Source organism: Rhizobium sp. J15 (assembly GCF_002531825.1).
Lineage (GTDB): Bacteria > Pseudomonadota > Alphaproteobacteria > Rhizobiales > Rhizobiaceae > Rhizobium.
This window is the reverse complement of the sequence record NZ_NWSX01000030.1, coordinates 1-22,747: the sequence shown is the minus strand read 5'-3', so window position 1 is coordinate 22,747 and position 22,747 is coordinate 1. Positions and strand designations below refer to the sequence as shown.

The window sequence follows — 22,747 nt, the reverse complement described above, 5'->3', positions numbered from 1 at the left end:
CGATCATAGCACCGGTTTGACGAAACGATTGACCTTCGCTGCCTGATCCATCTCCTTTCGCCGGAAGTAGATCGCCCGGCCGCAGCGGATCGGACTATGCCCCTGGACGATGATGATCTGCTCGTCCTTCCTCATCGACTGGGTGATCTCGTGCGGCATGATCAGCGGCCGGCGCTGGAAGTTGACGTTCTCGGATCTCCTGGATGCATTGTTCTTCGTGTCCCAGCCGATGTTGCGGGAACTGCCCTTCACCTCCACCGTCATCTCGCCACATTGCGCAGAGAGGTTGCGCGCCGTGTCGAGCGCCTTGATCGCTGCGTAAGAGGCGAAAGCGCAGCCATCGATCCATGACGTCGCGCCATCCTTCCCGAAATGCCGCTCCAACTGCCCGACCGACTGGTACATCAACATCATCGAGATGCCGTACTTGCGGCCGCGGTCGCGCGCCTCCTCGAGCACCCTCATGTAGCCGAGCAGATCGACCTCATCGAGCATGAACAGCGCCCGGCGCTGGAAGGCGCCGTCGGCCTGCACCATGGCGTTGATGAGCGAGCCGATGATCACACGAGCGATGCCCGGATAGGAGCGCAAGATCGATGCGGAGATGTTGAGGAAGACGTCCTTCTTGCCCGAAACGATATCACTCGATTTGAAGGCATTGCCGCAGACGAGCGCGGCATAGCTGTCGAGCGACAGCCACTGGGTATCCTTCGATGCTGTGGAATAGACGCCCGAAAACGTCTGCTCGGTCATGTTGGTGAAGACGCCGAGCGTTTCGCGGATGAAGGCCGAACCGGAATGCTCCTGAATGTCGCGCAGCATAGCGAGCACCGAGGGCTCCGGTTCGGAAACGATCTGGCGGAGACTGCGCAAGCTTCGCCGGCCCTCATATTCGGGCGAGAGCATCACATGGGCGAGCAGACCGGTCAGGAGGTTGTGCGCCTGGTTCTGGAAGTAGGATCCCGTCGAGCTTTCGAAGCGAAGGCTTTCCGACAGCAGCATATGGGCAATGCCGACGATGTCCTCTTCCTTTTGCTTGGATGCTTCGATCCCGTCGAGCACGTTGAAGCCCATGATCGGGTTCGTCGGATCGAGCACCATGACCTCGCGCCCGAGCGCATTGGTGCGGTGCTCGACGACCATGGGTGCGACCTCAGTGGAAGGATCGAGGCAGATCATGGGTCCGGTATATATGAGCGCCGTCGGCACGACGTTGCTGGTCGTTTTGTATCCGCCCGATCCCGCGAAAAACAGCATATGGGTGGAATCGAAGTCCTGTCTGTAGGTGAGCAATGGCGCCTTCCCGCCCTGTCCCCATGTGCTGCGATCGTTTACATCGAAGGGAAGCGCATGGATGATTTCCTTGTCGACCCGATAACGCTCGCCGACCACGATTTCCCCATCCGGCGGGAACAGCTTTCCTGCTGCCGCCATCGGCAGCCAATCGGCATCTCCAAATATTCCACGCCGGGCACGCTTGATTTCATCTGGCACGACGACGGAGATGCGGGCTGACACCGCCACTGCCATGAAGCCGGCGACGGCAGCAATGACTGCGACCATATCAAGATAGGACAGCGCTCGATCCCACGGAACGACCCGGGCCTGCACAGTCGGTGCAAGCCGGCCGAATTCGCGTAGCGCATAGTAGGCGGCAATGCCGAGAAAACACAAAAGACTTGCCATGGCGACCGGCCTTCGCCGATGCAGCGGCAGGGCCCAAACTGTCAGAAGTCCGGCAAGAGGTCCGAACATTAGAGGCAGTACAGGTGCTGCCCGCAGGAACCAATATTCCATCCTTCCCGACATGCCGACGGCGAGCCCTGGCCACCGCCAGCCAACAATGTAGATTGTGATCGTGGTGACGGCGATCGGCGCCAAAACGAGCAGCAGGCTCGGATGCGGTTTCCCTCTTAGGCCCATTCCGCCGTCTCCTTGAGATGCGATGAAACGTCGGCCAGCGACGGAGCCTTGAAAGCCTCTTCGCCGATATCGCGCAGCCGCCGATGCTCAATGGAGCCTGGGGCGAGCTTTGCCAGTTCTATGAGGCCGCCGAGCAGGAATGCCCGATCGGCTTTCGACAGCCCTGCTCTGACGACGATTCCGCCGAGCAGGAACTTCTCGCGCGCGTCGCGCTTCCGCTCAGCCGTCATTTGGAGCCTGCCCCTGCGCTCCAGCGCCGCTATCTCCTGATCGACGCGCTTGAGGAGCGGGGCCAGCGGCGATTTTCCTTTCCCCCTTTCGAAATCGCGCGGCGATTTCCTCGATGATCCGATCGACCTCCTCGTCGGCAATCTCCATCTCCGCCAGCCCGGTTCTGGTCGCGGCTCGGGCAAAACGCTCGGCCGATTTAACTATCAGCAGGCGTTTGCGTTCACGCAGCTTCTCGATCTGGGCGTCGAGATCGGAAATCGATGATTTTGCAGCCATCCCTGGTTCCTTTTCGGGTTCAGGTAATCGAAACGAAGCGATTATACTAACTAGAATAAAATAGTAAAATGCGCTACCGTGCAACCAGAAAAGCGGCATCGGCCCTTCGGTCCGATCTGTTTGAGGGCGCAATATACGTCGCTGTCGCGACGTGCTTGGGCCAGTCTGGAGACGCCAGTGGCGATCATGTTCGTCAGAGCGCAGGTGATCAGTAGGGGATCGGGACGCAGCATCGTCTCGGCTGCCGCCTATCGCCACCGCGCCCGGATGATGGACGAGCAGGCGGGAACGTCGTTCAGCTATCGCGGTGGGGCGGGCGAACTGATGTATGAGGAACTGGCGCTGCCGGATGAGATCCCGGATTGGCTGCGGTCGGCGATATCAGGTCAGTCCGTCAGCAAGGCCAGCGAAGTGTTTTGGAATGCCGTTGACGCCTTCGAGACGCGGGCAGATGCGCAGCTCGCCCGCGAACTGATCATCGCGCTGCCGGAGGAGCTGACGCGGGCCGAGAATATCACGCTGGTGCGCGAATTCGTCCGCGACAATCTCACCTCGAAAGGAATGATCGCCGACTGGGTCTATCACGACAAGGACGGCAACCCGCACATCCACCTGATGACGACGCTCCGGCCGCTGACGGAGGAGGGGTTCGGGGCAAAGAAGGTTCCAGTGCTTGGTGAGGATGGTAAGCCGCTGCGCGTCGTCACGCCGGACCGCCCGAACGGCAAGATCGTCTACAAAGTCTGGGCGGGCGACAAGGAAACGATGAAGGCGTGGAAGATCGCCTGGGCGGAAACGGCCAACCGGCATCTGGCGCTGGCCGGACATGACATCCGCCTCGACGGTCGCTCCTATGCCGAACAGGGCCTCGACGGCATCGCGCAAAAACATCTCGGGCCGGAGAAGGCGGCGCTGGCGAGGAAGGGCAGGGAGCTCCACTTCGCGCCGGCCGATCTCGCCCGCCGCCAGGAGATGGCCGATCGGCTGCTTTCAGAGCCGGAGCTTTTGCTGAAGCAGCTCGGCAATGAACGCTCTACCTTCGACGAGAGGGAAATCGCTAAGGCGCTGCACCGTTATGTCGACGATCCCACCGATTTTGCCAACATCCGCGCCAGGCTGATGGCGTCGGACCAATTGGTCATACTGAAGCCGCAGGAGATCGAGGCAGAGACAGGAAAGGTGTCGGAGCCCGCGATGTTTACCACGCGGGAGATGCTGCGCATCGAATACGACATGGCGCAGTCGGCGCGGGTTTTGTCGGAGCGTCGCGGCTTCGGCGTTTCCGAGCGGAATGTGACGGTGGCGATCGAACGCGTGGAGAGCATCGAGAGCGGCGATCCCAAAACTCCGTTCCGGCTCGATGCAGAGCAGGTCGATGCTGTCCGTCATGTCACCGGTGATGGTGGCATTGCCGCTATTGTAGGCCTTGCCGGCGCCGGCAAATCGACGCTGCTTGCTGCCGCACGTCTTGCCTGGGAGGGCGAGGGACGCCGGGTGATCGGTGCAGCCCTTGCCGGCAAGGCGGCGGAAGGGCTGCAAGACAGTTCCGGCATCAAGTCGCGGACACTTGCCTCCTGGGAACTGGCCTGGGCCAATGGCCGCGATACGCTCCATCGCGGTGATGTGCTGGTGATCGACGAGGCCGGCATGGTGGCCTCGCAGCAGATGGCCCGTGTGCTGAAGATTGCCGAGGAGGCTGAGGTAAAGGTCGTGCTGGTCGGCGACGCGATGCAGCTGCAGCCGATCCAGGCCGGTGCTGCCTTCCGGGCAATTACCGAACGCATCGGCTTTGCTGAGCTTGCCGGCGTGCGCCGCCAGCGTGAGGCCTGGGCGCGCGATGCCTCGCGTCTGTTTGCCCGCGGCGAAGTCGAGAAGGGCCTAGACGCCTATGCCCGCCATGGCCATCTGGTCGAGGCAGGGTCACGCGAGGAAACGATCGATCGCATCGTCTCCGACTGGGCTGCTGCGCGCAGAGAGGCAATCGAGCGATCAACGTCTGAGGGCAGGGATGGCCGTCTTCGCGGTGATGAACTGCTGGTGCTCGCCCACACCAACGACGATGTCCGCAAGCTCAACGAGGCGCTGCGTGAGGTGATGGCCGGCGATAATGCCCTCGGCGAAAGCCGCAGCTTCCGGACCGAGCGCGGGGCGCGAAAATTTGCCGCCGGCGACCGCATCATCTTCCTGGAGAACGCCCGCTTCCTCGAGCCGCGGGCCAAGCACTCCGGGCCGCAATATGTCAAGAACGGCATGCTCGGCACGGTCACCGCGACCGGCGACAAACGCGGCGATCCGCTGCTGTCGGTTCTGCTCGACAATGGCAATAAAGTCGTCTTCGGCGAGGACAGTTATGACAATGTCGACCACGGCTATGCCGCAACGATCCACAAATCTCAAGGGTCGACCGTCGACCGCACCTTCGTGCTCGCCACCGGCATGATGGACCGGCATCTGACCTATGTGTCGATGACCCGGCATCGCGACCGCGTCGATCTTTATGCGGCGAAAGAGGATTTTGAGCCGAGACCGGAATGGGGACGCAAACCGCGTGTCGATCATGCCGCCGGTGTCACCGGCGAGCTTGTCGAAACCGGCGAAGCCAAATTCCGGCCCGAGGACGAGGATGCCGACGACAGCCCCTATGCCGATGTCAGGACGGACGACGGAACCGCCCATCGGCTCTGGGGCGTCAGCCTGCCGAAGGCACTCGAGGAGGCCGGCATCCAGGAAGGCGACACCGTGACGCTCAGAAAGGATGGTGTCGAGCGGGTCAAGGTCCAGATTGCCGTTGTCGACGAGGAGACAGGTCACAAGCATTACGAGGAGAGAGAGGTCGATCGCAACGTCTGGACGGCCAGCCAGGTCGAGACCGCTAGCGCACGACAGGAGCGCATCGAGCGGGAAAGTCATCGGCCGGAACTCTTCAATCCGCTCGTCGAACGCTTGTCGCGCTCCGGTGCCAAGACGACGACGCTCGATTTTGAGAGCGAGGCCAGTTACCGCGCACACGCGAACGACTTCGCCCGGCGCCGCGGGCTCGATCATCTCTCGCTTGCCGCAGCCGAGATGGAGGAAAGCCTTACCCGGCGCTGGGCCTGGATTGCCGAGAAGAGGGAGCAGGTGGCCAAGCTCTGGGAGAGGGCAAGCGTGGCCCTCGGCTTTGCCATCGAGCGGGAACGGCGGGTCGCCTACAATGAAGAACGGAGCCAGACGATGGTCGAAGCGACATCCAGTGACGCGCGAACTGCATCCCACTCCGTCTCGGGCGCAAGTGCTGCTGAAACACGCTATCTGATCCCGCCGGCCACGTCCTTTGTCAGCAGCGTCGAGGAGGATGCGCGGTTGGCGCAGCTTGCGTCGCCGGCCTGGACAGAGCGGGAGGTGATCCTGCGGCCGCTGCTGGAGAAGATCTACCGGGATCCGGATGCAGCGCTCGTCTTGCTGAATGCACTGGCGTCGGATATCGGAGTCGCACCCAGCAGGCTCGCCGACGACCTTGCGGCAGCCCCTGGTCGGCTTGGCCGGCTGCGTGGCTCCGAGCTGATCGTCGACGGACGCGTGGCGCGTGAAGAGCGCAATCTCGCTGTCGCGGCCGTGAAGGAACTGCTTCCGATGGCCCGTGCCCATGCGACCGAGTTCCGCAGGAACGCCGTACGGTTCGAACTGCGCGAGCAGACGCGCCGCGCGCATATGTCATTGTCGATCCCGACGCTCTCCGAACGCGCCATGGCGCGTCTTGTGGAAATCGAGGCGGTGCGCAGCCAGGGCGGGGACGATGCCTACAAGACGGCCTTTGCGCTTACCGCCAAAGATCGATCGGTGGTGCAGGAGATCAAGGCGGTGAGCGAAGCTTTGACGGCCCGCTTTGGCTGGAGCGCATTTAGCGCGAAGGCGGATGTGATCGCTGAACGCAACATAGTCGAGCGCGTGCCGGAGGATCTCACGGATGAACGGCGCGGAAAGCTGATGCGGCTGTTCGAAGCCGTGCGGCGCTTTGCCGACGAGCAGCACCTCGCCGAACGTCGGGATCGCTCAAAGATCGTTGCCGGCGCCAGTGTCGATCTGAGGACAGAGACGGAGAAGGGGGTGGGGAAGGAGAACCTTCCCATTCCCCCGATGCTCGCCGCCGTCACCGAGTTCAAGATCCCCGTTGACGACGAGGCGCGATCTCGGGCTCTTGCTTCGCCTCTCTATCGTCAGCAGCGTGTGGCACTGGCGAACGCGGCAACGACAATCTGGCGCGATCCGGCTGAAGTCGTCGGCAAGATCGAGGAACTTCTTCAGAAAGGTTTTGCCGCCGAGCGCATTGGAGCCGCGGTGACCAACAATCCTGCCGCCTATGGTGCCTTGCGTGGTTCGGATCGCCTGATGGACCGGATGCTGGCCTCTGGCCGAGAGCGGAAAGAGGCGACGCGGACCGTGCCGGAAGCTGCAGCGCGTCTGCGCGCGCTCGGTGCGGCCTACACCAATGCGCTCAACTCAGAACGCCAGGCTATCACGGACGAACGGCGGCGCATGGCGGTTGCCATTCCAGCTCTTTCGAAAGCTGCGGAAGAGGCGCTGGTGCGCCTGACGGCCGAGGCGAGGAAGGACAGCAGAAGGCTCGGCGTCTCCGCCGCGTTCCTCGATCCGGGCATTGGCCGGGAGTTTGCGGCCGTCAGCCGGGCGCTCGACGAGCGCTTTGGTCGCAATGCCCTCGTCCGAGGTGACAAGGATCTTGTCAACCGCGTGCCGCCACCGCAGCGCCGAGCTTTCGCGGCGATGCAGGAGCGGTTGAAGGTCCTGCAGCAGACTGTCCGTCTGCAGAGCAGTGAGCAGATCATAGCGGAGCGGCGCCAAAGGGCTGCTAGCCGCGCTCGCGGCATCAACCTCTGAGACTCGAAGAAAAGCGGGGTGACGAAATGGTTGGTAGATTGGAAAAGCACTACGACCTGATTGTCCCGAGATCGATTTTCCTTTGGGTGGCGAAGTTGGACGAAGCTATTGTTCGTCGCTTCCGCAGCGGTCGTTGTGGAGGCGATTGCAGGTCTCACCAGATCGCGTGTCGTCTGCGTGACGCCACTCTATAGCCCCCTCGGACACGGACGTGGCCAGAAACAAGCCTGCTTCCAGCAGCGCGCGGATGCCACAGAAGGTGACGTGGTCTCGCGCTGAGACCCTGAAGAACAAGCTTTCACTTGTCGGCCTTATGATCGCGCCTCCACCTTCGAAAGCTAGAAACCTGTCAGGTCCCACGGAGACGAGGGATTGGTAGAAGTCCTCGATTTGCGTGCAGATCTTGTCGGCAACGTGCTGCGTGCGCGAGATAGCGACACACGCTTCGGCGACGTGTACGCACTTTGGAACATCTTCCTCATCCGCGAATGATGGCGCTCGTGGCAGGACCAGATGCGCGTTGCCCGGCGGGCTCAGCTCAACGAAGTGATGGACTTCGCCAATCGATTTCTTCATGCTGTTCCTGCCTGTTTGGAGAAAAAGGGCTTTTCGAGATGGCAAAGCGCTGAGGGCTGCTCAACGTGATGGAGCGCTTTCTGCTGACGCGAACGTTGTTCCAGTTGAGGCTCGTGAAGACGTGACGCAGTTGCGCTCACGCGACGGTGAAGATGAGGAGCCGCTAAAGGGTCCAGGATCGCCCCGATAGCCGCCTTGCTTCGGATTCCGGGTAAAGGCGGTAAGGAAGGTCCGCATAGACATATTCTGCCGGAATCGCGGGTGGGGACAGCTTCGATAGGAACAGGTCGAGATTCTGCTGACTGTTGCTGGAGACAAGCGTGTAGAAATTGCCGCTGTTCCAGGTGACGAATGAGTGTCCAAAGAACCGGCGTAGTGTTTCGCTCATCTCCGAAAGGGTGACTTCGTTTCGATCCATTCGCGTCAGCACCGTCTCTTCCTTCGCGCGAATATCTGACGCGCTGAAGAAGCGAGCTTTGAAGCTATGGTCCTTCTGGCGTTCCCGCCGGCGATATTCCTCGTCGTCTTCATGCCTGAACTTCTCGACGAACATGAAGAGCCCGTTGGTCTTGAGATGCTGCGAGACGAAACGGATCTGATCGAAGCGATTTGGCGAATACATCTGGAAAGTCTTGTCCTCGAGGATGATATCGAAACCGCTGCCAAACTTTCGGAGCTCCACGTCTTCTTGGACCCTTTGCGATGTCAGATGATGAAATGGTCCGTGAAAAAACATGGCATGAGGAGGAACGCCATAGGCATAGAAGCTTCTAAGGTTCTCGACGTTGGGACTGCATGACAGTGTTTCTATCCTGCCCTTGCCAAGTTCGCCGATCACACGAGCCATCGTCCCCTCGGCTGTACCTAGCGTGTAGAGTTGCAGTTGACCCTTTCTGGCCCGCGCGTATTTGAGGATCGCGCCGCCTATGCGGCACTCCTCTTCGAGGCGGTAGGGTATGCTGCTCAAGTAGTGCTTATCGAATGGACCTTGGCGCAGCGGATGAAGGGCTGAAAAGCGCCTGAACGTCATGTCCACTGGGAACAAGCGGCGATCGAGCTCAGGCGGACGGATAGGCATTCCGGCCTCACCGGATGCGGTGGTCGAAAAAAACTCAGAAAGCTCGTTAAGGCGCGGGGCGCAGTCGCACTCCTCAATGAAGTCGGCAAATTCACGCATGCGAAAGCCTGCCTTTCTCTCGCACCATCGCGTTGTTGGGATTCAGGAGGGAAATCGCGCATCCCGAAAAGATTGTGCCGTCAGCGATGATGTCGGCAGAAGATGATCGCGAACGTCATGTTTTCGCATCCACGATTTTGATTGGTTTTCATGAAATTGACATGAAATTCGACCTGAGGTTAAAGCCTGGCTTGTTGACAACTTGGGGTGAGGTAGGGTCGCTAACACACCGGTTTTTCAAGGGAGCAGCTGTCGAGTGGGGATCATTCCATCAATTCACCCCGAGAGGATGAAGAAGTCACAAGGGGAGATCATCCTTCACCAGCAAGGCCATTGGAGCCATGCCCGCGCAGATGTCGTTCGCCGGCGCAGTCTCGGGCGACAGGTTATCGACGTTGTCGCGGATGACCACCTGATCTTCCTCAACATAAGGGGTACGGCGGCATCCGGCGAAAACTTTCTGGACGGACGAAGAGTCGAGTTCAGTCCGCGTCCAGACGGCTCGCTTGTTTACATTCCGCCCGGTTGCCACTGGAGCGGTTGGGATGAAGGGGATGCTGAGGGTTGTTATCTTATGATAACCGTGACGCAGGATTTTTTTTCAAACCTCACGACTAAGCTGCCGCGCGTCGGCACCTTGCGTCCGGAGCTTGGATTTAGAGATCTGCCGATCCAATGCTTGGCGCGGCAGATTGCCGGAGAACTTTCACACGACGATTCCATGGGGAGTGTGATCGTGGAAGGGCATCTCGCGGCTATCTTCGGACTTCTGCAGCGCCGCTCCGGCACATCTGGCAGATTGTCTCGAGGAGGATTGTCGCCTACCGTTCTCAAGCGCGTGATAGGGCGGATTGAAGCTCACATCGATCGACCTCCAAGCGTGCGCGCTCTGGCTGAAGAGGCGGGATTGACCTACGAGCATTTTTCCCGCGCTTTCAAGCAGTCGCAAGGCTCGACGCCCTATGGCTTCTATAACCAACGCCGTCTTGAACGCGTGACCGACCTTCTCCGCACGACTGCGATCAGCGTGACCGAGATCGCCATCGCCTGTGGCTACTCCAGCGGGAGCCACCTCTCGACCAGATTTCGCCGAGAGACGGGATTTTCCCCTGCCGAGTACCGGGCGCTCTGGAAGGAGTAGCCTGGTTCTGAACTAGAGATAATATCAAATTCGTGAAAGCCGCCAGCTCTTCAGAAGAATAGCATGTCCCCATGAACCTGCCAGTAGGGAGTGTGGATGAAGTGGGCGCAACAAAAAGCAGCGGCATAGGGTGTTATGCCTCTCGCGGCATCTATCTCTTCTGTGTTCTGGCGTCGGCCACTGGCCGGAATGTCTACTTCGTGCTGGCGGCATGGGTTGCGACAGATGTCAGCAAGAGCGCGAGCGCTCTCGCCATCCTTTTGGCGCTCGGCAGTGCCGCCGAGTTGCTCACCAGCAACGTTGGCGGCGTTCTAGTTGATCGATTTGATCGTCGCTTCGTCTGTATCGCTTGCGATTTATCAAGGTTGATCCTCATATTTTCAACGGGTATTGGTCTCATGTTCGGTGACCCACTTAGTGTTCTTTGCCTATCGTGGACCATCTTCGCGTTCATCGACAGAACCTATTCGACTGCGCTGCAGGCCATCATTCCAGACATCGTGCGTCCTAAGAACCTCACTTCATTCAATTCGGCGTCTTATATTGCGATGCAGGCGGGCAATCTCATCGCCGCTATCGTCACCGGGTACAGCTTAACCGCCATCGGGATGAATCTGACGTCGATCTTGCCTGGCGCCTTTTTCGGCCTATCACTGTTGGGGCTGCTGGCACTGCTCGGCCGACAGCCGCCTTCTCGTTCTCGATCGGATTTGCAGGCAAAGAGCATTCGTCGGATGGATCTGTTGCCGACGACCTTCGTCGTTCACCCACTGAAGACCATCGCCGTCATGTATGCGTTGACCTATGCGATGGGCATGCTTGTGAGTGTATTGGGCGCCGCATATGTCACTCGCGAACTCAAGGGGTCGGCGCTAGAGTTCGGTTATCTCGAGGCAGGTTGGGCCCTCGGTTCGATTGCGGGCTGTTCAACCCTTCTTCTCAGAAGGGCGCGTTCGCGACGACAAAGCATCCTCTTCCAGGCGGCGCTTGCTGGCATTGTTCTGTTGGGCTTTCCTGTTTTCCAGAGCTTTTTGTCCGCGCTCGTTCAACTGGTGTTGCTTGGCTTCTGCTACAATGTCACGCGGATCCTGATCGATGTACGGGTTCAATCGACTGTTTCGATTGACATGTTGGGGCGGGCGCGAAGCCAGATCCACACGATCTGTGTTTCGATAGGGCTTCTTGCGTATGGCATCATCGGGACGATCGGAGACGCAATTCCACCTTCGGGGATTTTCGGCCTCTTCGGGGCGCTGATGGTGACCGTCGCGCTCTTCTTTCACTTTAACATGGATCGGGGAGCGCCGGTGGAAAGCCGGTGCGTCTGAGGATGGAGACGTCGCCCAATAGCGACCTGGTTTCAAAAGGTGAGGTGTTGACCCTCATTTTTGAATTATTCCCTTGGTTGCGTCAGTTTGAGCAGGCATCGCTGAACGACTACGCAAAGGCGGCTTTCTCGGTTGGATCGGATCAATCGGGCTGCGTCGCGCGAAGCCAGGCAATGTCTCTATTGCGGTCACGCGTGGCGGCCGTCGCGCAACGTCAGGGTTATTCAGCAGGGGCCGTGACGCGCTTTCAAACCGAAATCGAAGTCGCTCCGGTGCTGCAGTGTGGCCCCCACCTCCACCTGTTGATCGAGCCTGACGCCTTTTACACCCATCTGTTCTCCCTGATGGGACTTCGCGCGCATGGCAGGACATCCTATATCTCCTACGCTTGCTCGACAGTGAAGTTCGTGGAACGCGGTCGCAAGGGTCCGGCCTGGCTCCACGTCGATGGCGATGCAGTCAATGTCTTCGGCCTGTCGCGCAGCAAAATGATCCCCTACAGCATTCTTGGCAGAAACGGCTGCTACAGATTCCATCTTCAAAACGTCGACAGGCCCGGTCATGACTCGGAGGCAATTTCCTGCTTGCGAGACCTTTTGCCTCTTGGCGAATTCCAGTCGGCGGCAGAGGCGATCAAAGCGGCAAATCTTTGCCTCTGGAAGCGGTATTCTGACAGCCAGGTGGACTTTCTTCAGCTTGACGATAGCGACGTTGCCGATCTGGTCGCGGACCACCTTTCCGATGGCCGGTCCTGGCTGCGAGCCTCGTTGATCGAGGACCGAGCATTCGCGATGCGCCTCATCCATTGCATCGATCAACTCGCTGACACGGCTTGGCGAGGCTGGCTGAAAAACTCGACGCATTTTTTCTGGGGCTGCATTGAAGGGCGGCTTTTTCCACTTTGGCTGGATGGCAGGGTCCTCCGGTCGAAGGAGACAGATGATGTCTGTGTTGAATTCTCGCCGCCAAGTCTTGTGGAGGCCCTGAGAACTGGCCGGATCGTTCCGAACCTTCTGCTGATGTTCATCGTAACGTCGATCCTGCCTGGCGTGCGTGTCCTGGGTGGAAGTCGGCATACGATCTATTATCCGTTGATGCGCTGGGCATTCTGCGAGGCGTTGAGGAACAACCATCGTGACACACAGCTTCTCAACGCACTGTCAAAGGACGAACGGCCGGGGGTTTGGGGCCATCGCATCATCTCCTCGCCGTGCGAGCCGTTTTCGCTGCTGAATGCAGTTAGCCGCGGGGGTATTGCAACGCTTCTCGAGCAGTTCGGCAAGATGAGCATTATCGACGCTTGCGGGCCCTTTTCCAGCTTCACCCAGGACCCCCTATGGGCGGAGCTTGCGGTGGCATACTCCTCCCGGAGGGTGGGCAGACACTCCTCGCAATGGGCGTTCCGCTGATCGCACCTCCTTTGGTTTTCTGACCACTTTACCGCCCGAAGCGTGACCTCTCGCTTTTGAGACAAGTGTCCGCGCGTAAAGCGAAGCTATTGAATCTTGTAAAGAATTCGGTTGCGCGGCGGGCGGATTTCAACTAGGTTTCGCAGCGAGGCAGTACGCGCTGCCTTGGGGATTAGAACCCCCTGTTAGCGGTTGGTGTCGGCCGATTCGGCACCACACTCCTTGACCTTCGGTCGAGGAGCCTGTGGCGTATGTCCAGGTTCCTCGGAACTAAAGGCCACAGGGCCGTCTAGCACGGTGTTCTAACTCCCCGATCAGTGGGTTGAGCGAGTTTTCAGCGGGGGCGCACCGCGTGAAACTCTCCATCGGGGTGACCACCATGAAGCGCTATGTAGCAGCCCAGGTTCGGACTTCGAGACCTGCGCAAGCCAAACAGTCGGATGTTGCACGCGAGTCGGTACATCCAGTCGATCGGCATGTCGGACAGCAAATCCGTATCCGCCGAATGCAGTCGAATGTATCCCTAGGGGATCTCGGCGCCGGCATCGGGGTCAGTTTGCAGCAGGTACAAAAATATGAAAGCGGTAAGAACCGCGTCAGCGCTTCGATGCTCTACGAGCTTGCCAATTGCCTCAAGATCCCGGTTTCGAGGTTTTTCGAAGGCCTTCCAGATCCCGAAACCACTCAGGGCCAGCAATTCATAACAGAGATCGATGGGAAGATTGCCTACATATCCACGGCGGAGGGACGGCGTCTGATAGACGACGTTTTGCTCCTTTCTCCGCGTGTGCGCAGCCGGGTCGTTGCCCTCGTCAGCTCGATTGTCGATGAAGAGATGGAAGAACACAAGGACGTTTCCCCATAAAAAGACCAACAAGAGCGCGGCCGCAAAAATTGGTCAGCGGTTCGTAGAGTTATCGCCGCATACTGCAGGTTCTAAAAAGCGATCTGGCCAACGTTCTTCTCTCGGTCAAGCACAGTGCCAAAACCGGCACTGCGGTCGGCAAGATCGTCAAGGATGTCTGCCGCCATTCTGCCATCGGCGAGCACAGGGAAGGGGAGGCGATCGCGTGCAGGATTCGATAATGCCTCGGTTCCACCGATCACAATCGGACGCAAGCGTACATTTTCCAGCTGTCCGCTAGATCCAAAATTGCAGGTCGCGATGACGCTCCTCCACACTTCCGGCGGGCTCCATTCCTGTTCGTCCTTTTCCGTATGGAAGAGGAAGTTGCCAAGGCCGTAGAAAATTGGCGTATTCCGATATATCTCAACCCCTTGAAGGACCGGAGCGCCATGGCTGACAAAGAGGCCTGCGCCCGCGTTAACGCAATCGTGCGCAAATTCGCGGACCCAGACGGGGACTTGCTGCCAGTTCGGCTCCCAATGGTGATGATGCAAATACACGATGACGAGCGTGTCGCGGCCCGCTTCTTCCGCGATCGCCGAAAGGTGAGCCCTGGCGCTGTGCCGGTCCATGACGATGCGGCGAGCGGTCTCATCTGATCTGCGAAACACGGTTCCATAGAAATCAATTTCGTCTTGGCCATGAAGATCAGGCGGATCCTCTGGCTGGGCATAATTCGCGCGCTCCAAGGGCGAACTTAGAAGACGCTCCTGAATGGAGCGAAGCAAGTTGAATGTTCCCGCTTCCAGGTCGAATACCCTGGAGACTTTCAGACTATTGATGCCGGGCCTTGCTATCCTGCCCTCAGTTGCGTCCTCGGCGTACATGAAAGACGGGCCTGGCCCGGCATCCATGGCAATCAGCGCGACATTTCGGGATCCGAACGTCATTTTCTGTGCCGTGGAAGCATGATGCTTGTTGTGGCCGATGCCGGCATGCAGGAAATTGTGTGCCGCAACCTCCTCCAGCGTCGAGAGGATCCCCGGCGGTCCAAGATCGAAAGCATGGTTGTTCGCCAGAGCCAGGCTATTGAAACCGAGCTCCTTCAACGCCGCCAAGACATCCGGCGCTGCAGCGCCGAAATAGCTGCCTTTGAGCGGCCATCCACCATGACGACCATAGATAGTCGTCTCGAGATTGGTGAAGGCAACATCGCTTGCTTTGAGGATCTCGGCGATCTCAGCGAGCCGTGGATCGCCGATCGTTCGAAGATCATGACGGATGAGCGACTGGCCGGTGACAGCAATGGAAAAGGGTGCGGACATATGGTCTACCTTCGATCTTTGGGACTGCCGACTGCTCACGCACTATGGCTTCGGGGGAAATGCGTGTCGGAAAGCCAGTGTCTAGTTCGATGTCTGCGGCGAAACATCGATCTTGAACCATTGCTCGCTCAGCCGCTTCAGGGTTCCGTCGCTCGTGGCGGCCTCGATGGCGCTATCGAATGCCGCAACCAGTTCGCCGTCATCTTGCCGGAGCCCGACGCCGACACCCGGGCCCCACAGGCCACCGGAGAGCCGCGGGCCGTAGAGCGTCGCAATCCCGCCATCCGTGCTGTCGAGGAAGGCTTTCCAGGTGAAATAGTCGGCAAGACCGCCATCGATGCGCTCAGCCACGAGATCGAGATGCATGTTGTCCTGGGAATCGTAGCTCCTGATCGTCGCGACCTTTCCGAACAGTTCATTGAGCACCGCTTCCGAATTCGATGATCGCAATACGCCCAAAGTTCTGCCGTTGAGAGCGGCTCGAAGCTCCTCGATCTTTGCCTGCTTTTCAGGGTCGATAGTTGTGAGGTCGAGCTCGGCCAACGTATCCGTGGGCGGAAGATTGAGATCTTTGCGTATGACAACTTGGTTGAAACCTCCGGCGTAGGGCTTGGAAAAAGCGATAGATTTCTTCCGCTTCTCAGTTATCGCCATCCCCGACATGATGGCATCGAACTTTCCAACGGTGAGCGCCGGTATGATTCCGTCCCAGTCCTGAGGCACGAAAGTGCACTCGAACTTCATCCTCCGGCAAAGATCGCGGCCGACGTCGATGTCAAAGCCGGCGAGCTCCCCTTGGGGGGTGATGGCATTCCAGGGCGGCGAAGCACCTTCAGAGGCGATTGTCAGTGTCTTCCTGTCCATTGCTCCCGCGTTGTTGGCGCAGACGACAAGAGACAGGGCAAGCAGAAGTGTTCGTTTCACGACGATGTTCCTTTCATTGCTGAGTTTGATTGTTGGCGTCCGGGATGTGGGCTGGCGTCAAGTTTCAGCCGAGGCGAGAGGCGGCTTTCCGTTCGCTCTTCGAGGTACAGGTTGCGCCGGCGGTGGACGGTTTGCCGTCGGCGTCCAACGCGTCTCCAGCATCTGGAAACCTTGCGTGATCAAGAGGGTAAGCAGCAGATAGAAAGCCCCCGCGGCAATGAAGACCTCGTATGGGGCGAATGTCTCCGACACCAGCTGTCGGGCGAGCCCGGTCACCTCAAGCAGCGTGATGGTGCTTGCAAGGGAGCTTGCCTTCAGCATTCCAACCACCTCATTTGCATAGGCGGGAAGAGCGATCCTGAGGGTCAAAGGGAACACGATAAGACGGGCAGTGTGGAAACGGGAAAGGCCCAAGGCTTTGGCCGCTTCAATCTGCCCACGCGGGACCGCCTGGATCCCGCCGCGCAGAACTTCTGTCGTATGGGCGGCGCTGTTCAGGGTGAAAGCAATGAAGGCGCACCAGAACGGCTCTCGCATCACGGCCCATAGAAAGCTTTGGCGGACGAGGGGAAGCTGGCCAATCCCGTAGTAAATCAGGAAAAGCTGAACCAGAAGTGGCGTGCCGCGGAACGCATAGGTATATGCCAGCACGGGCGCGGAAGCCCACGGATTTGATGATGCCCGTAGGAAGGCGAGCGGGACCGAGACGGCGAAGCCTGCGGCAAGCGATGCGAATGTCAGAACCAGAGTGAGAAGAAGGCCGCGGGGAAGGGTGAGAAACGCTTCAAGCGCGATGGTCATGCTCATTGCCTCAACCTTTCATCGCCGGGAGCGAATAGCGGCGCTCCAATAACCGGAACGAAAGAAGGGACAGGCTTGTGAGGGCGAGGTAGATTGCAGACGCTGCGAGATAGAAGGGGAGTGGAGCGCGCAGTGAGCCTGCGCCTATATAGGCGACGCGCATGACATCCGTCAGCCCGACGACGGAAATCAGCGATGTATCCTTTATCAAGGAGATGCAAAGGTTACAGAATGCCGGCAGAGCGATCGGGATCATCTGGGGAATGATGATCAGAAACCAAATCTGCGCGTTCGAAAGCCCGAGCGCCGCTGCAGCCTCTCGTTGGCCTGGTGCAACCGCGTTGATCGCACCACGGAATATTTCCGCGGCGTACCCGCTGAACACGACGGTCAGTGCCGCGACACCGGCCGCAAATGCATTAATCTCGATGTAGCCACCGGCAATCGCGCTCAAAAGGGCGGTTCCGCCGAAATACGTCAGGAGGATGATCAGAAGTTCCGGAACACCCCGGATGATGCCCGTGTAGGCCCGCATGCACGATGAAACCGACTTACGGGTCGAGTTGCGGAGAACGGCAATAAGCAAACCTAATAGGGTCCCGAAAGCGCAGCTCAAGGCAAACACTAAAAGTGTGTTCTTCAATCCAGATAAAAATTGATCTACAAATGCGTACAATGCAAGTCTCCAATATTCTTGCGAGCGCACCGAAATAGGAAAGGTATTCTCCCGACATATACAAAGGGCTTGCCGAGATTTAACCGAGGGTAGATTGGATTCATTAGCTTAACCGGCGCTCTAAGTTTGGCGTATGTCAAAAATATACTTTGACTTGCCGCCGTCAATTTATAAGATTCAGGAAGTTTTGATAAGCGCAGCTTATGAGGCGCGTCGCTCGACCACGATTGAGATTCCCGGCCATGGACGTCACCGACTCCGGAGTGAAGATCCGCCACCTTCAAATATTGCGGGAGGTTATGCGCGCCGGCTCGGAAAGGCTCGCAGCGCAGATGTTGCGAATAACCCAGCCGGCGGTCAGCCAAAACATCAAGCAGCTAGAGGAGACTGTCGGCTTCGCGCTCTTCCGCCGGGAAAACAACAGACTGGTGCCAACCGTCAAGGCATGGGAATTTCTACGCACAATCGACGCGGCGTTTGCCGGACTTGATCGGATCGGACCGTCAATCGACTTCCTGCGGAACAACGATACGCGAATGATCGGCATCGCGGCGCCAAGCGCTTTCTCCTTCGCGACCTTGCCGAAAGTGGTCAAAAGGATTCGGGAGAGAAGCCGCTCTTACGCCGTTCAGGTGAAATCAGGAACTTATGAGCAGATTGCAGATCATGTGTTAAACGGCCGCTCGGATCTTGGCATCTCCCGATTGCCTCTTGATGAGCGCATTCTTGATTGGGTGCCCGTCGGCTCGGCCACCAACGTATGTCTTTTTCCGGCCAACCATCGATTTGCGGCACAGCAGCTTGTCACTGCCGAAGATCTTGCTAGTGAGGCGATCATCGATATCGACCCGCAAATTGCCTCTCACCAAATGAGCGTCAATGCCCTTCGATATATGGGAACCGCTCCTGACATCGCCGTGGAATATGACGCCAATGGCCATGACATTGGCTATGTCATGGCAGGGATCGGCGTTTCGATTACGAACGAGATCATTGCGAGCGAATATGCTGAATTCGACGTTGCATTCCGCGAATTTCAGCCAGGGGCAACATATCACTACGTCGTCGTTTGGCAAAAAGATCGAAAGCTGAGTGATAGCCTAAGATTTGCATTGGAAGAGATAGTCGCGGCTTTGACAGATCGGGCTGCTTGACGATCGCATCGAGGTATGACCCTCGCACCGTAAAACAGATGTTGCGAGTTCATGCTGAACCGCGAGTTGTGCGCGTAAGCTTAGAGCGGGATGATTTTAGGTAGACCCGTGAGAAGGATTCCCTATGACGCAAATCAGATTCATCCTTCTGGCCGGTCAGGAGGCTGAGCTGGATGGCGAGACCTGTTTCGAATAACCGCGAGAAGTTGTAGAAGCGGTGATACAGGAGGGGTGTGGTGCCGGGCGGCGTCCAAGCGCTTCCGCATTGGCATCAGCATCGCGATCGATTGGGTGCGGCGCGTGACGCGACGGACAGCGCAGCCCGGCAGGATGAGTAGCCACAAGCCGCGAACGGCGGTGGCTTACCTAAGCCACCGAGCAGATAGTTGCGCCATATCGTAGAAGAACATCGCGACAATCGGAACTGCGTCGGTTGGCAGAAGCGGACCGGTTGTTTGTGCGATCATTGGTGCCATGTTCTCTTTAAGTGATTCTGCAGTTATCTTAAAATGGCGGATGACACTTCAATTGGACGCAATATCGACTAGAGCAAATCCTGTTCAATCCGGCTCATATCCAGCAGCCCTGAAGTAGTTTGCGCATTCTGTCGGCGTGAAGCGGAGCATCAATGCGCCTAGGACGTCCCATAGAGCATCGATCTTTCGTTCCGCGCCCTCCGTGGTTGACTGCGGCCCCTAAACCGGGACCGCGTGCCGGTGGCGACGGAAGCTATGAGATCACATGCTCAATGCGCTCGAGGTGGTGCTGAGGCACGATCTGAAGGGGTTCCTCGGCCGCTGCGATTTCCTCGACCGTAAGTCCGGTGGCGATGGCCAGGTCCTCAAGGCTGTAGCCCTTCGCAATCCTGGCTTCGCGGCGACGAGCGGCTGCGGAGGTGTTGTCGGCGGTAGCAAATTGATCCATTCCAAACTCCAAATCACGTTGATGTAGCGGCTGAGGGGGATCTGTCCCCGATGGGTTGGCTCCTTCGTGGTGCCGACTCGGTCAGAGGTTAGCCGCAACCTGCCGAGCCGCTTGGTTTCTCTTCGCAGACGACGCTCTTGCGTGGCTTCCGCCGCGATCTTGTTCTGCGTTCGGATGCCGAGCGCTCCTGCATTAGCGCTGTTGTTCTAGTCCTGCTTTCTATGACAATCAATCCATGGGTTTGCTCATAGGCACACGACGAGCCGTACCAACTGCCTGGGAAGAATTGTCCGCTACTGATTAACTGCGGTCGCAGATATGCCTTGCGCGATCTCATCGTCGAAGTGAACCATCTCGCCCGAGGCCATGTGCAGCGCGTCCGCGACATCGCCGAAGCGCGCCTCACCATAACGGAGGCCGGAACTTATTGAATCGGCGCCCGTTCGTAAGGACCGACATTAGGAGGATCTCAGTGGCAACCACATCCAAAGCCCGCAGCCAGGATCGTGCTCGCGTCGCAGGTGGTCAGGATCACGAGGTGAAGTACGAAGCCCGGAAGGAAGGCATTTCCAAGGAAGCGGTGAAGAAGACCGTGAAGAACGTAGGCAACAGTCGCAAGAAGGTCGAAGCCGAACTCGACCGGCACTAATCCGGGTTGGAGAGTTCAACCGTGAGGGTCCGCAGCCATAAAGTCAGCGGCGGAAACAGCCGCTGAAAGTCTGGCTCCGACGGATCATAACGCAGCGGCGGAAGGCGCCTGACTGCAGGAGTTGACGACCCCGCAGGAAGCGTTTCGGAGCAAGGCTATCGAAGCTGCGGGATACAGCGCCGTCGAGCAAAGCCAAAAGTATTGGGACGCCGGAGCGTTTCTTGCAAAGGGGCGGAGCCGCATCGCATGAGGAAGGGGCTGGCGAGCGAACCCAACGAGCTCCAAAGTCGCGATACGCGACGGCGTCGGCTGACTTTACCTGCAGAACAGAATTCAGAGGCCGACAGACCGTGGGGCACCGCGTGCGGACGCCGGTCCCGACCGGTCCGTTCAATCGACTTCTAGAAGCTGCCATCCCGTTTTTGGGACCGGCCAGCATCGTCGATCTTCTCGTGCTCACTGCGCTGAATAGGAAGCGCGGTCGGTATTAAGCCATTCTCCCGTAACGCCAAAGGCGAGCGGCGGAGCGCCGATCAATCGCCCGAGTCGGGTCTCCAGTGTTTGAAACGATGCTCAGGGAAGCGGTCGACGTGAACCTCGCTTAAATCCTGCGGAGTATTCCATTGCCGACATGCCAGTCGATCAGATCCCGAAACAGGCTTAGCGAGTGCCACGTGCATCGTCGTCCCGATGTGGACTGTAGACTAGCTTCCTGCATAGGGCGATGCGATCCTGAGTTGCGTTCATGTGTCCTCTCCTTCGCGACGGAGAGACCCTAAGCTATGCCGACTAGGCGGCTGCTATGGTGCCGGAAACGTTGGCAAAGTCGGTTAATCGGCATAGTTTGCTGGTCAGTATAAACGTGCTTTTGCCGCGCGCGGCAAAATGCAGTTTGAAGCAGCGTCGCGATCGTCGCCCAAGTCCTGCCGCCGCCTTCCGAGCCGGGTTCATAATGCCGGATTTCCGACGTTTGAAGCAAGGGTCACCTATCCCTTCCATCCACTGGTTGACCAAACCGTCTTGGTAACCGGCAGCCATGAGCACGAAGGCGTTCACTATCTGCTCATTCTGGCACACGGTGGTTCATTTCAAATTCCGGCATGGATGTTTGATCCTGCGGCAAGTTCGATCGAGATCGTAGCTGCGCCGGGCCTTTCGGCAACCAAACTCGTTGAACTGCGCGCCAAGCTTTGTTGCCTGACTATTCCGTTGCGGTCGCTGCGGTCGCCGATTGCACATTCAATACTCCGGGAAAGGCGGCGCAGCGATATGTTTGTCGCGGCACGTTCGGCGCCATGGCGGTCGGCAACTGTATCGGGTTCGGCGGCATGCGGGTCGATCGGGCCGTGGCGCAGGAGGTGCTCGAGCGATTGCAACCTCCGGGAATCGAGGCGGCCTTGCGGGCAATGGAGGCGCACACGCAGCGTCATAGCGACAATCAACAGCAACTCGAGAACTTAATCAAGCAAGCACAATACGAGGCTGCCAGGGCGCGCCGCCAGTATGATGCTGTCGATCCGGGCAATCGGTTGGTCGCCGGCGAACTGGAGCGGCGCTGGAATGAGAAGCTGATCCTATTGCGTGATCTCGAGGTCCAGTTCGAGATGCTCTCGACCGACCGTAACACGCCTGCTTTATCGGCCGACGACCGTACAAGATTGATGATGCTCGGTAGCGATCTATAGTAAGGCATGGCACAGGTCCCGACGCGTCTATCGAGACACGCCAAAAGATCATTCGGCTGCTGATCAAAGAAATCATTGTCGATACCGTTGACGACACATTGGCGCTCGTCATTCATTGGCAGGGTGGCGATCACACCCGGATGACGGTGAAGAAAAACAAGATCGGCCAGACCCGCTGGGCAGTTAAGGCTGATGTTGTCGATCTCGTTCGCAACTTGGCGAGGCAGTTGCCCGATTTGTCGATCGCAGCGATCTTGAATCGATCCGGCAAGCGGACAGGGCATGGCGCCAGCTGGACGCGAAGCCACGTCTGCAGTCTTCGCAACATCCACGGCATCTCCGTCTATCGAGAAGGTGAACGGGCCGAACGCGGTGAGAGAACCCTCGACGAGGCCGCCGACATTCTAAAGGTGAGTCGAGCTACCGCCTACCGGATGGTCAGCAGCGGTGTCCTTCCCGCTCGCCAGTTATGCACCGGAGCGCCGTGGATCATCCAGCTTTCCGACCTTCAACACGAAACCGTGCGCCGCGAAGCCGATGCCAGGCGATCCCGGCGTCCGATATCTCAGGATCCGGTTCAAAATCCTCTTTTATAGACATCATCAGATGAGGAGTATGTCGCGCCCTCGTCACCTTCAGCAAACAGGCTATTTTTTCTTAACGCCTGGGGCTTGATTGCCCGCTCAACATGTGGAGTCCACTTCGACGCGGCCGTCTTTCAGGAAGCGCTCGAAGATATCGCGGCGCGATATGGAATAGCGGAGAGCTCCGCGAGTTTTGATTTTCCGGGTAACGCCCCTTAGCCACGAACAGGCACATGATCCTT

Annotated in this window: 19 protein-coding genes and 4 pseudogenes; 11 read left to right on the top strand and 12 right to left on the bottom strand. The window is 58.4% G+C overall.

Annotated elements, in window-relative coordinates:
- Window positions 1-3 precede the first annotated feature (3 nt).
- From traG to CO670_RS22375, 3 genes are read right to left on the bottom strand one after another with little or no spacing between them, the layout of a single operon-like run.
- Window positions 4-1,923 carry a Ti-type conjugative transfer system protein TraG gene (gene traG / locus CO670_RS22385; protein WP_046977192.1) on the bottom strand — a complete coding sequence of 640 codons (1,920 nt, stop codon included), beginning with the start codon at window positions 1,921-1,923 and terminating at the stop codon, window positions 4-6.
- On the bottom strand, window positions 1,914-2,153 hold the full coding sequence (locus CO670_RS22380; RefSeq protein ID WP_011053389.1) for a conjugal transfer protein TraD: 240 nt from the start codon (window positions 2,151-2,153) through the stop codon (window positions 1,914-1,916). Before CO670_RS22380 ends, traG begins: the two co-directional genes overlap by 10 nt.
- Window positions 2,143-2,430 (bottom strand): TraC family protein, encoded by a 288-nt coding sequence (locus tag CO670_RS22375; RefSeq protein ID WP_097592259.1) that lies wholly within the window; start codon window positions 2,428-2,430, stop codon window positions 2,143-2,145. Before CO670_RS22375 ends, CO670_RS22380 begins: the two co-directional genes overlap by 11 nt.
- Window positions 2,431-2,607: 177 nt before the next feature.
- On the opposite strand from CO670_RS22375, the gene traA reads away from it, so the two are divergent.
- Window positions 2,608-7,305, top strand: coding sequence for a Ti-type conjugative transfer relaxase TraA (gene traA / locus CO670_RS22370; RefSeq protein WP_097592258.1), 4,698 nt, complete (start codon window positions 2,608-2,610; stop codon window positions 7,303-7,305).
- A gap of 105 nt (window positions 7,306-7,410) precedes the next feature.
- Here traA and CO670_RS22365 read toward each other — a convergent pair whose 3' ends face one another.
- Together CO670_RS22365 and CO670_RS22360 are read right to left on the bottom strand one after the other, a co-directional pair.
- Window positions 7,411-7,881, bottom strand: coding sequence for a hypothetical protein (locus CO670_RS22365; RefSeq protein ID WP_097592257.1), 471 nt, complete (start codon window positions 7,879-7,881; stop codon window positions 7,411-7,413).
- Window positions 7,882-8,044: 163 nt separating this feature from the next.
- A complete protein-coding gene (locus CO670_RS22360; RefSeq protein ID WP_097592256.1) occupies window positions 8,045-9,058 on the bottom strand; it encodes a class I SAM-dependent methyltransferase in 1,014 nt (337 codons plus the stop codon).
- A gap of 289 nt (window positions 9,059-9,347) precedes the next feature.
- Between CO670_RS22360 and CO670_RS22350 the strand changes: the two genes are divergently transcribed.
- The 4 genes from CO670_RS22350 (at window position 9,348) to CO670_RS22335 (ending at window position 13,801) form a co-directional block, all read left to right on the top strand.
- Window positions 9,348-10,199: an AraC family transcriptional regulator gene (locus tag CO670_RS22350; protein ID WP_210293994.1), complete on the top strand. Its 852-nt coding sequence runs from the start codon at window positions 9,348-9,350 to the stop codon at window positions 10,197-10,199.
- 71 nt (window positions 10,200-10,270) lie between these two features.
- Entirely contained in the window at window positions 10,271-11,527 is a 1,257-nt protein-coding gene (locus CO670_RS22345) for an MFS transporter (protein ID WP_097592254.1), read from the top strand.
- Between the two features lie 2 nt (window positions 11,528-11,529).
- A complete protein-coding gene (locus CO670_RS22340) occupies window positions 11,530-12,936 on the top strand; it encodes a hypothetical protein (RefSeq protein WP_016737467.1) in 1,407 nt (468 codons plus the stop codon).
- Window positions 12,937-13,315: 379 nt separating this feature from the next.
- Window positions 13,316-13,801, top strand: coding sequence for a helix-turn-helix transcriptional regulator (locus CO670_RS22335; RefSeq protein ID WP_018247165.1), 486 nt, complete (start codon window positions 13,316-13,318; stop codon window positions 13,799-13,801).
- A 71-nt stretch (window positions 13,802-13,872) separates the two neighbouring features.
- On the opposite strand, the gene CO670_RS22330 is transcribed toward CO670_RS22335, so the two are convergent.
- The 4 genes from CO670_RS22330 to CO670_RS22315 form a co-directional block, all read right to left on the bottom strand.
- The gene (locus tag CO670_RS22330; RefSeq protein WP_004668595.1) at window positions 13,873-15,108 is read right to left on the bottom strand and encodes a CapA family protein; all 1,236 of its coding nucleotides are present in this window, start codon (window positions 15,106-15,108) and stop codon (window positions 13,873-13,875) included.
- 81 nt (window positions 15,109-15,189) lie between these two features.
- A complete protein-coding gene (locus tag CO670_RS22325) occupies window positions 15,190-16,032 on the bottom strand; it encodes a transporter substrate-binding domain-containing protein (protein ID WP_011053397.1) in 843 nt (280 codons plus the stop codon).
- A gap of 57 nt (window positions 16,033-16,089) precedes the next feature.
- The gene (locus tag CO670_RS22320) at window positions 16,090-16,839 is read right to left on the bottom strand and encodes an ABC transporter permease (protein WP_016737468.1); all 750 of its coding nucleotides are present in this window, start codon (window positions 16,837-16,839) and stop codon (window positions 16,090-16,092) included.
- A gap of 4 nt (window positions 16,840-16,843) precedes the next feature.
- Window positions 16,844-17,509 carry an ABC transporter permease subunit gene (locus CO670_RS22315; protein WP_016737469.1) on the bottom strand — a complete coding sequence of 222 codons (666 nt, stop codon included), beginning with the start codon at window positions 17,507-17,509 and terminating at the stop codon, window positions 16,844-16,846.
- A 242-nt stretch (window positions 17,510-17,751) separates the two neighbouring features.
- On the opposite strand from CO670_RS22315, the gene CO670_RS22310 reads away from it, so the two are divergent.
- Both CO670_RS22310 and CO670_RS33425 read left to right on the top strand, forming a co-directional pair.
- On the top strand, window positions 17,752-18,663 hold the full coding sequence (locus CO670_RS22310) for a LysR family transcriptional regulator (protein ID WP_042120104.1): 912 nt from the start codon (window positions 17,752-17,754) through the stop codon (window positions 18,661-18,663).
- A gap of 173 nt (window positions 18,664-18,836) precedes the next feature.
- Window positions 18,837-19,014 (top strand): annotated as a pseudogene (locus CO670_RS33425) (IS630 family transposase); the annotation flags it as partial.
- Window positions 19,015-19,223: 209 nt separating this feature from the next.
- Here CO670_RS33425 and CO670_RS22305 read toward each other — a convergent pair.
- Window positions 19,224-19,334: pseudogene (locus CO670_RS22305) on the bottom strand (IS630 family transposase); the annotation flags it as partial.
- Between the two features lie 58 nt (window positions 19,335-19,392).
- On the bottom strand, window positions 19,393-19,587 hold the full coding sequence (locus tag CO670_RS22300) for a hypothetical protein (protein ID WP_010068053.1): 195 nt from the start codon (window positions 19,585-19,587) through the stop codon (window positions 19,393-19,395).
- A gap of 472 nt (window positions 19,588-20,059) precedes the next feature.
- Between CO670_RS22300 and CO670_RS22295 the strand changes: the two genes are divergently transcribed.
- From CO670_RS22295 to CO670_RS22265, 4 genes and pseudogenes are all read left to right on the top strand, one after another.
- Complete coding sequence (locus CO670_RS22295; RefSeq protein ID WP_004668584.1) at window positions 20,060-20,236, top strand: DUF3606 domain-containing protein; 177 nt, start codon at window positions 20,060-20,062, stop codon at window positions 20,234-20,236.
- 885 nt (window positions 20,237-21,121) lie between these two features.
- A pseudogene (locus tag CO670_RS33420) lies at window positions 21,122-21,343 on the top strand (DUF5372 family protein); the annotation flags it as partial.
- A gap of 86 nt (window positions 21,344-21,429) precedes the next feature.
- Window positions 21,430-21,921 (top strand): ATP-binding protein, encoded by a 492-nt coding sequence (locus tag CO670_RS22270; protein WP_225882825.1) that lies wholly within the window; start codon window positions 21,430-21,432, stop codon window positions 21,919-21,921.
- 98 nt (window positions 21,922-22,019) lie between these two features.
- Window positions 22,020-22,517 (top strand): helix-turn-helix domain-containing protein, encoded by a 498-nt coding sequence (locus CO670_RS22265; protein ID WP_010005427.1) that lies wholly within the window; start codon window positions 22,020-22,022, stop codon window positions 22,515-22,517.
- Here the strand turns inward: CO670_RS22265 and CO670_RS32630 are convergent.
- A pseudogene (locus CO670_RS32630) lies at window positions 22,499-22,747 on the bottom strand (transposase); the annotation flags it as partial. The gene CO670_RS22265 and the pseudogene CO670_RS32630 sit on opposite strands and share 19 nt — an antisense overlap.

Coding starts and splice junctions, on each gene's coding strand:
- traG (WP_046977192.1), bottom strand. CDS start 1,923: ATGGGCCTAAGAGGGAAACCGCATCCGAGCCTGCTGCTCGTTTTGGCG.
- CO670_RS22380 (WP_011053389.1), bottom strand. CDS start 2,153: ATGACGGCTGAGCGGAAGCGCGACGCGCGCGAGAAGTTCCTGCTCGGC.
- CO670_RS22375 (WP_097592259.1), bottom strand. CDS start 2,430: ATGGCTGCAAAATCATCGATTTCCGATCTCGACGCCCAGATCGAGAAG.
- CO670_RS22365 (WP_097592257.1), bottom strand. CDS start 7,881: ATGAAGAAATCGATTGGCGAAGTCCATCACTTCGTTGAGCTGAGCCCG.
- CO670_RS22360 (WP_097592256.1), bottom strand. CDS start 9,058: ATGCGTGAATTTGCCGACTTCATTGAGGAGTGCGACTGCGCCCCGCGC.
- CO670_RS22350 (WP_210293994.1), top strand. CDS start 9,348: ATGAAGAAGTCACAAGGGGAGATCATCCTTCACCAGCAAGGCCATTGG.
- CO670_RS22345 (WP_097592254.1), top strand. CDS start 10,271: ATGAACCTGCCAGTAGGGAGTGTGGATGAAGTGGGCGCAACAAAAAGC.
- CO670_RS22340 (WP_016737467.1), top strand. CDS start 11,530: ATGGAGACGTCGCCCAATAGCGACCTGGTTTCAAAAGGTGAGGTGTTG.
- CO670_RS22335 (WP_018247165.1), top strand. CDS start 13,316: ATGAAGCGCTATGTAGCAGCCCAGGTTCGGACTTCGAGACCTGCGCAA.
- CO670_RS22330 (WP_004668595.1), bottom strand. CDS start 15,108: ATGTCCGCACCCTTTTCCATTGCTGTCACCGGCCAGTCGCTCATCCGT.
- CO670_RS22320 (WP_016737468.1), bottom strand. CDS start 16,839: ATGAGCATGACCATCGCGCTTGAAGCGTTTCTCACCCTTCCCCGCGGC.
- CO670_RS22310 (WP_042120104.1), top strand. CDS start 17,752: ATGGACGTCACCGACTCCGGAGTGAAGATCCGCCACCTTCAAATATTG.
- CO670_RS22300 (WP_010068053.1), bottom strand. CDS start 19,587: ATGGATCAATTTGCTACCGCCGACAACACCTCCGCAGCCGCTCGTCGC.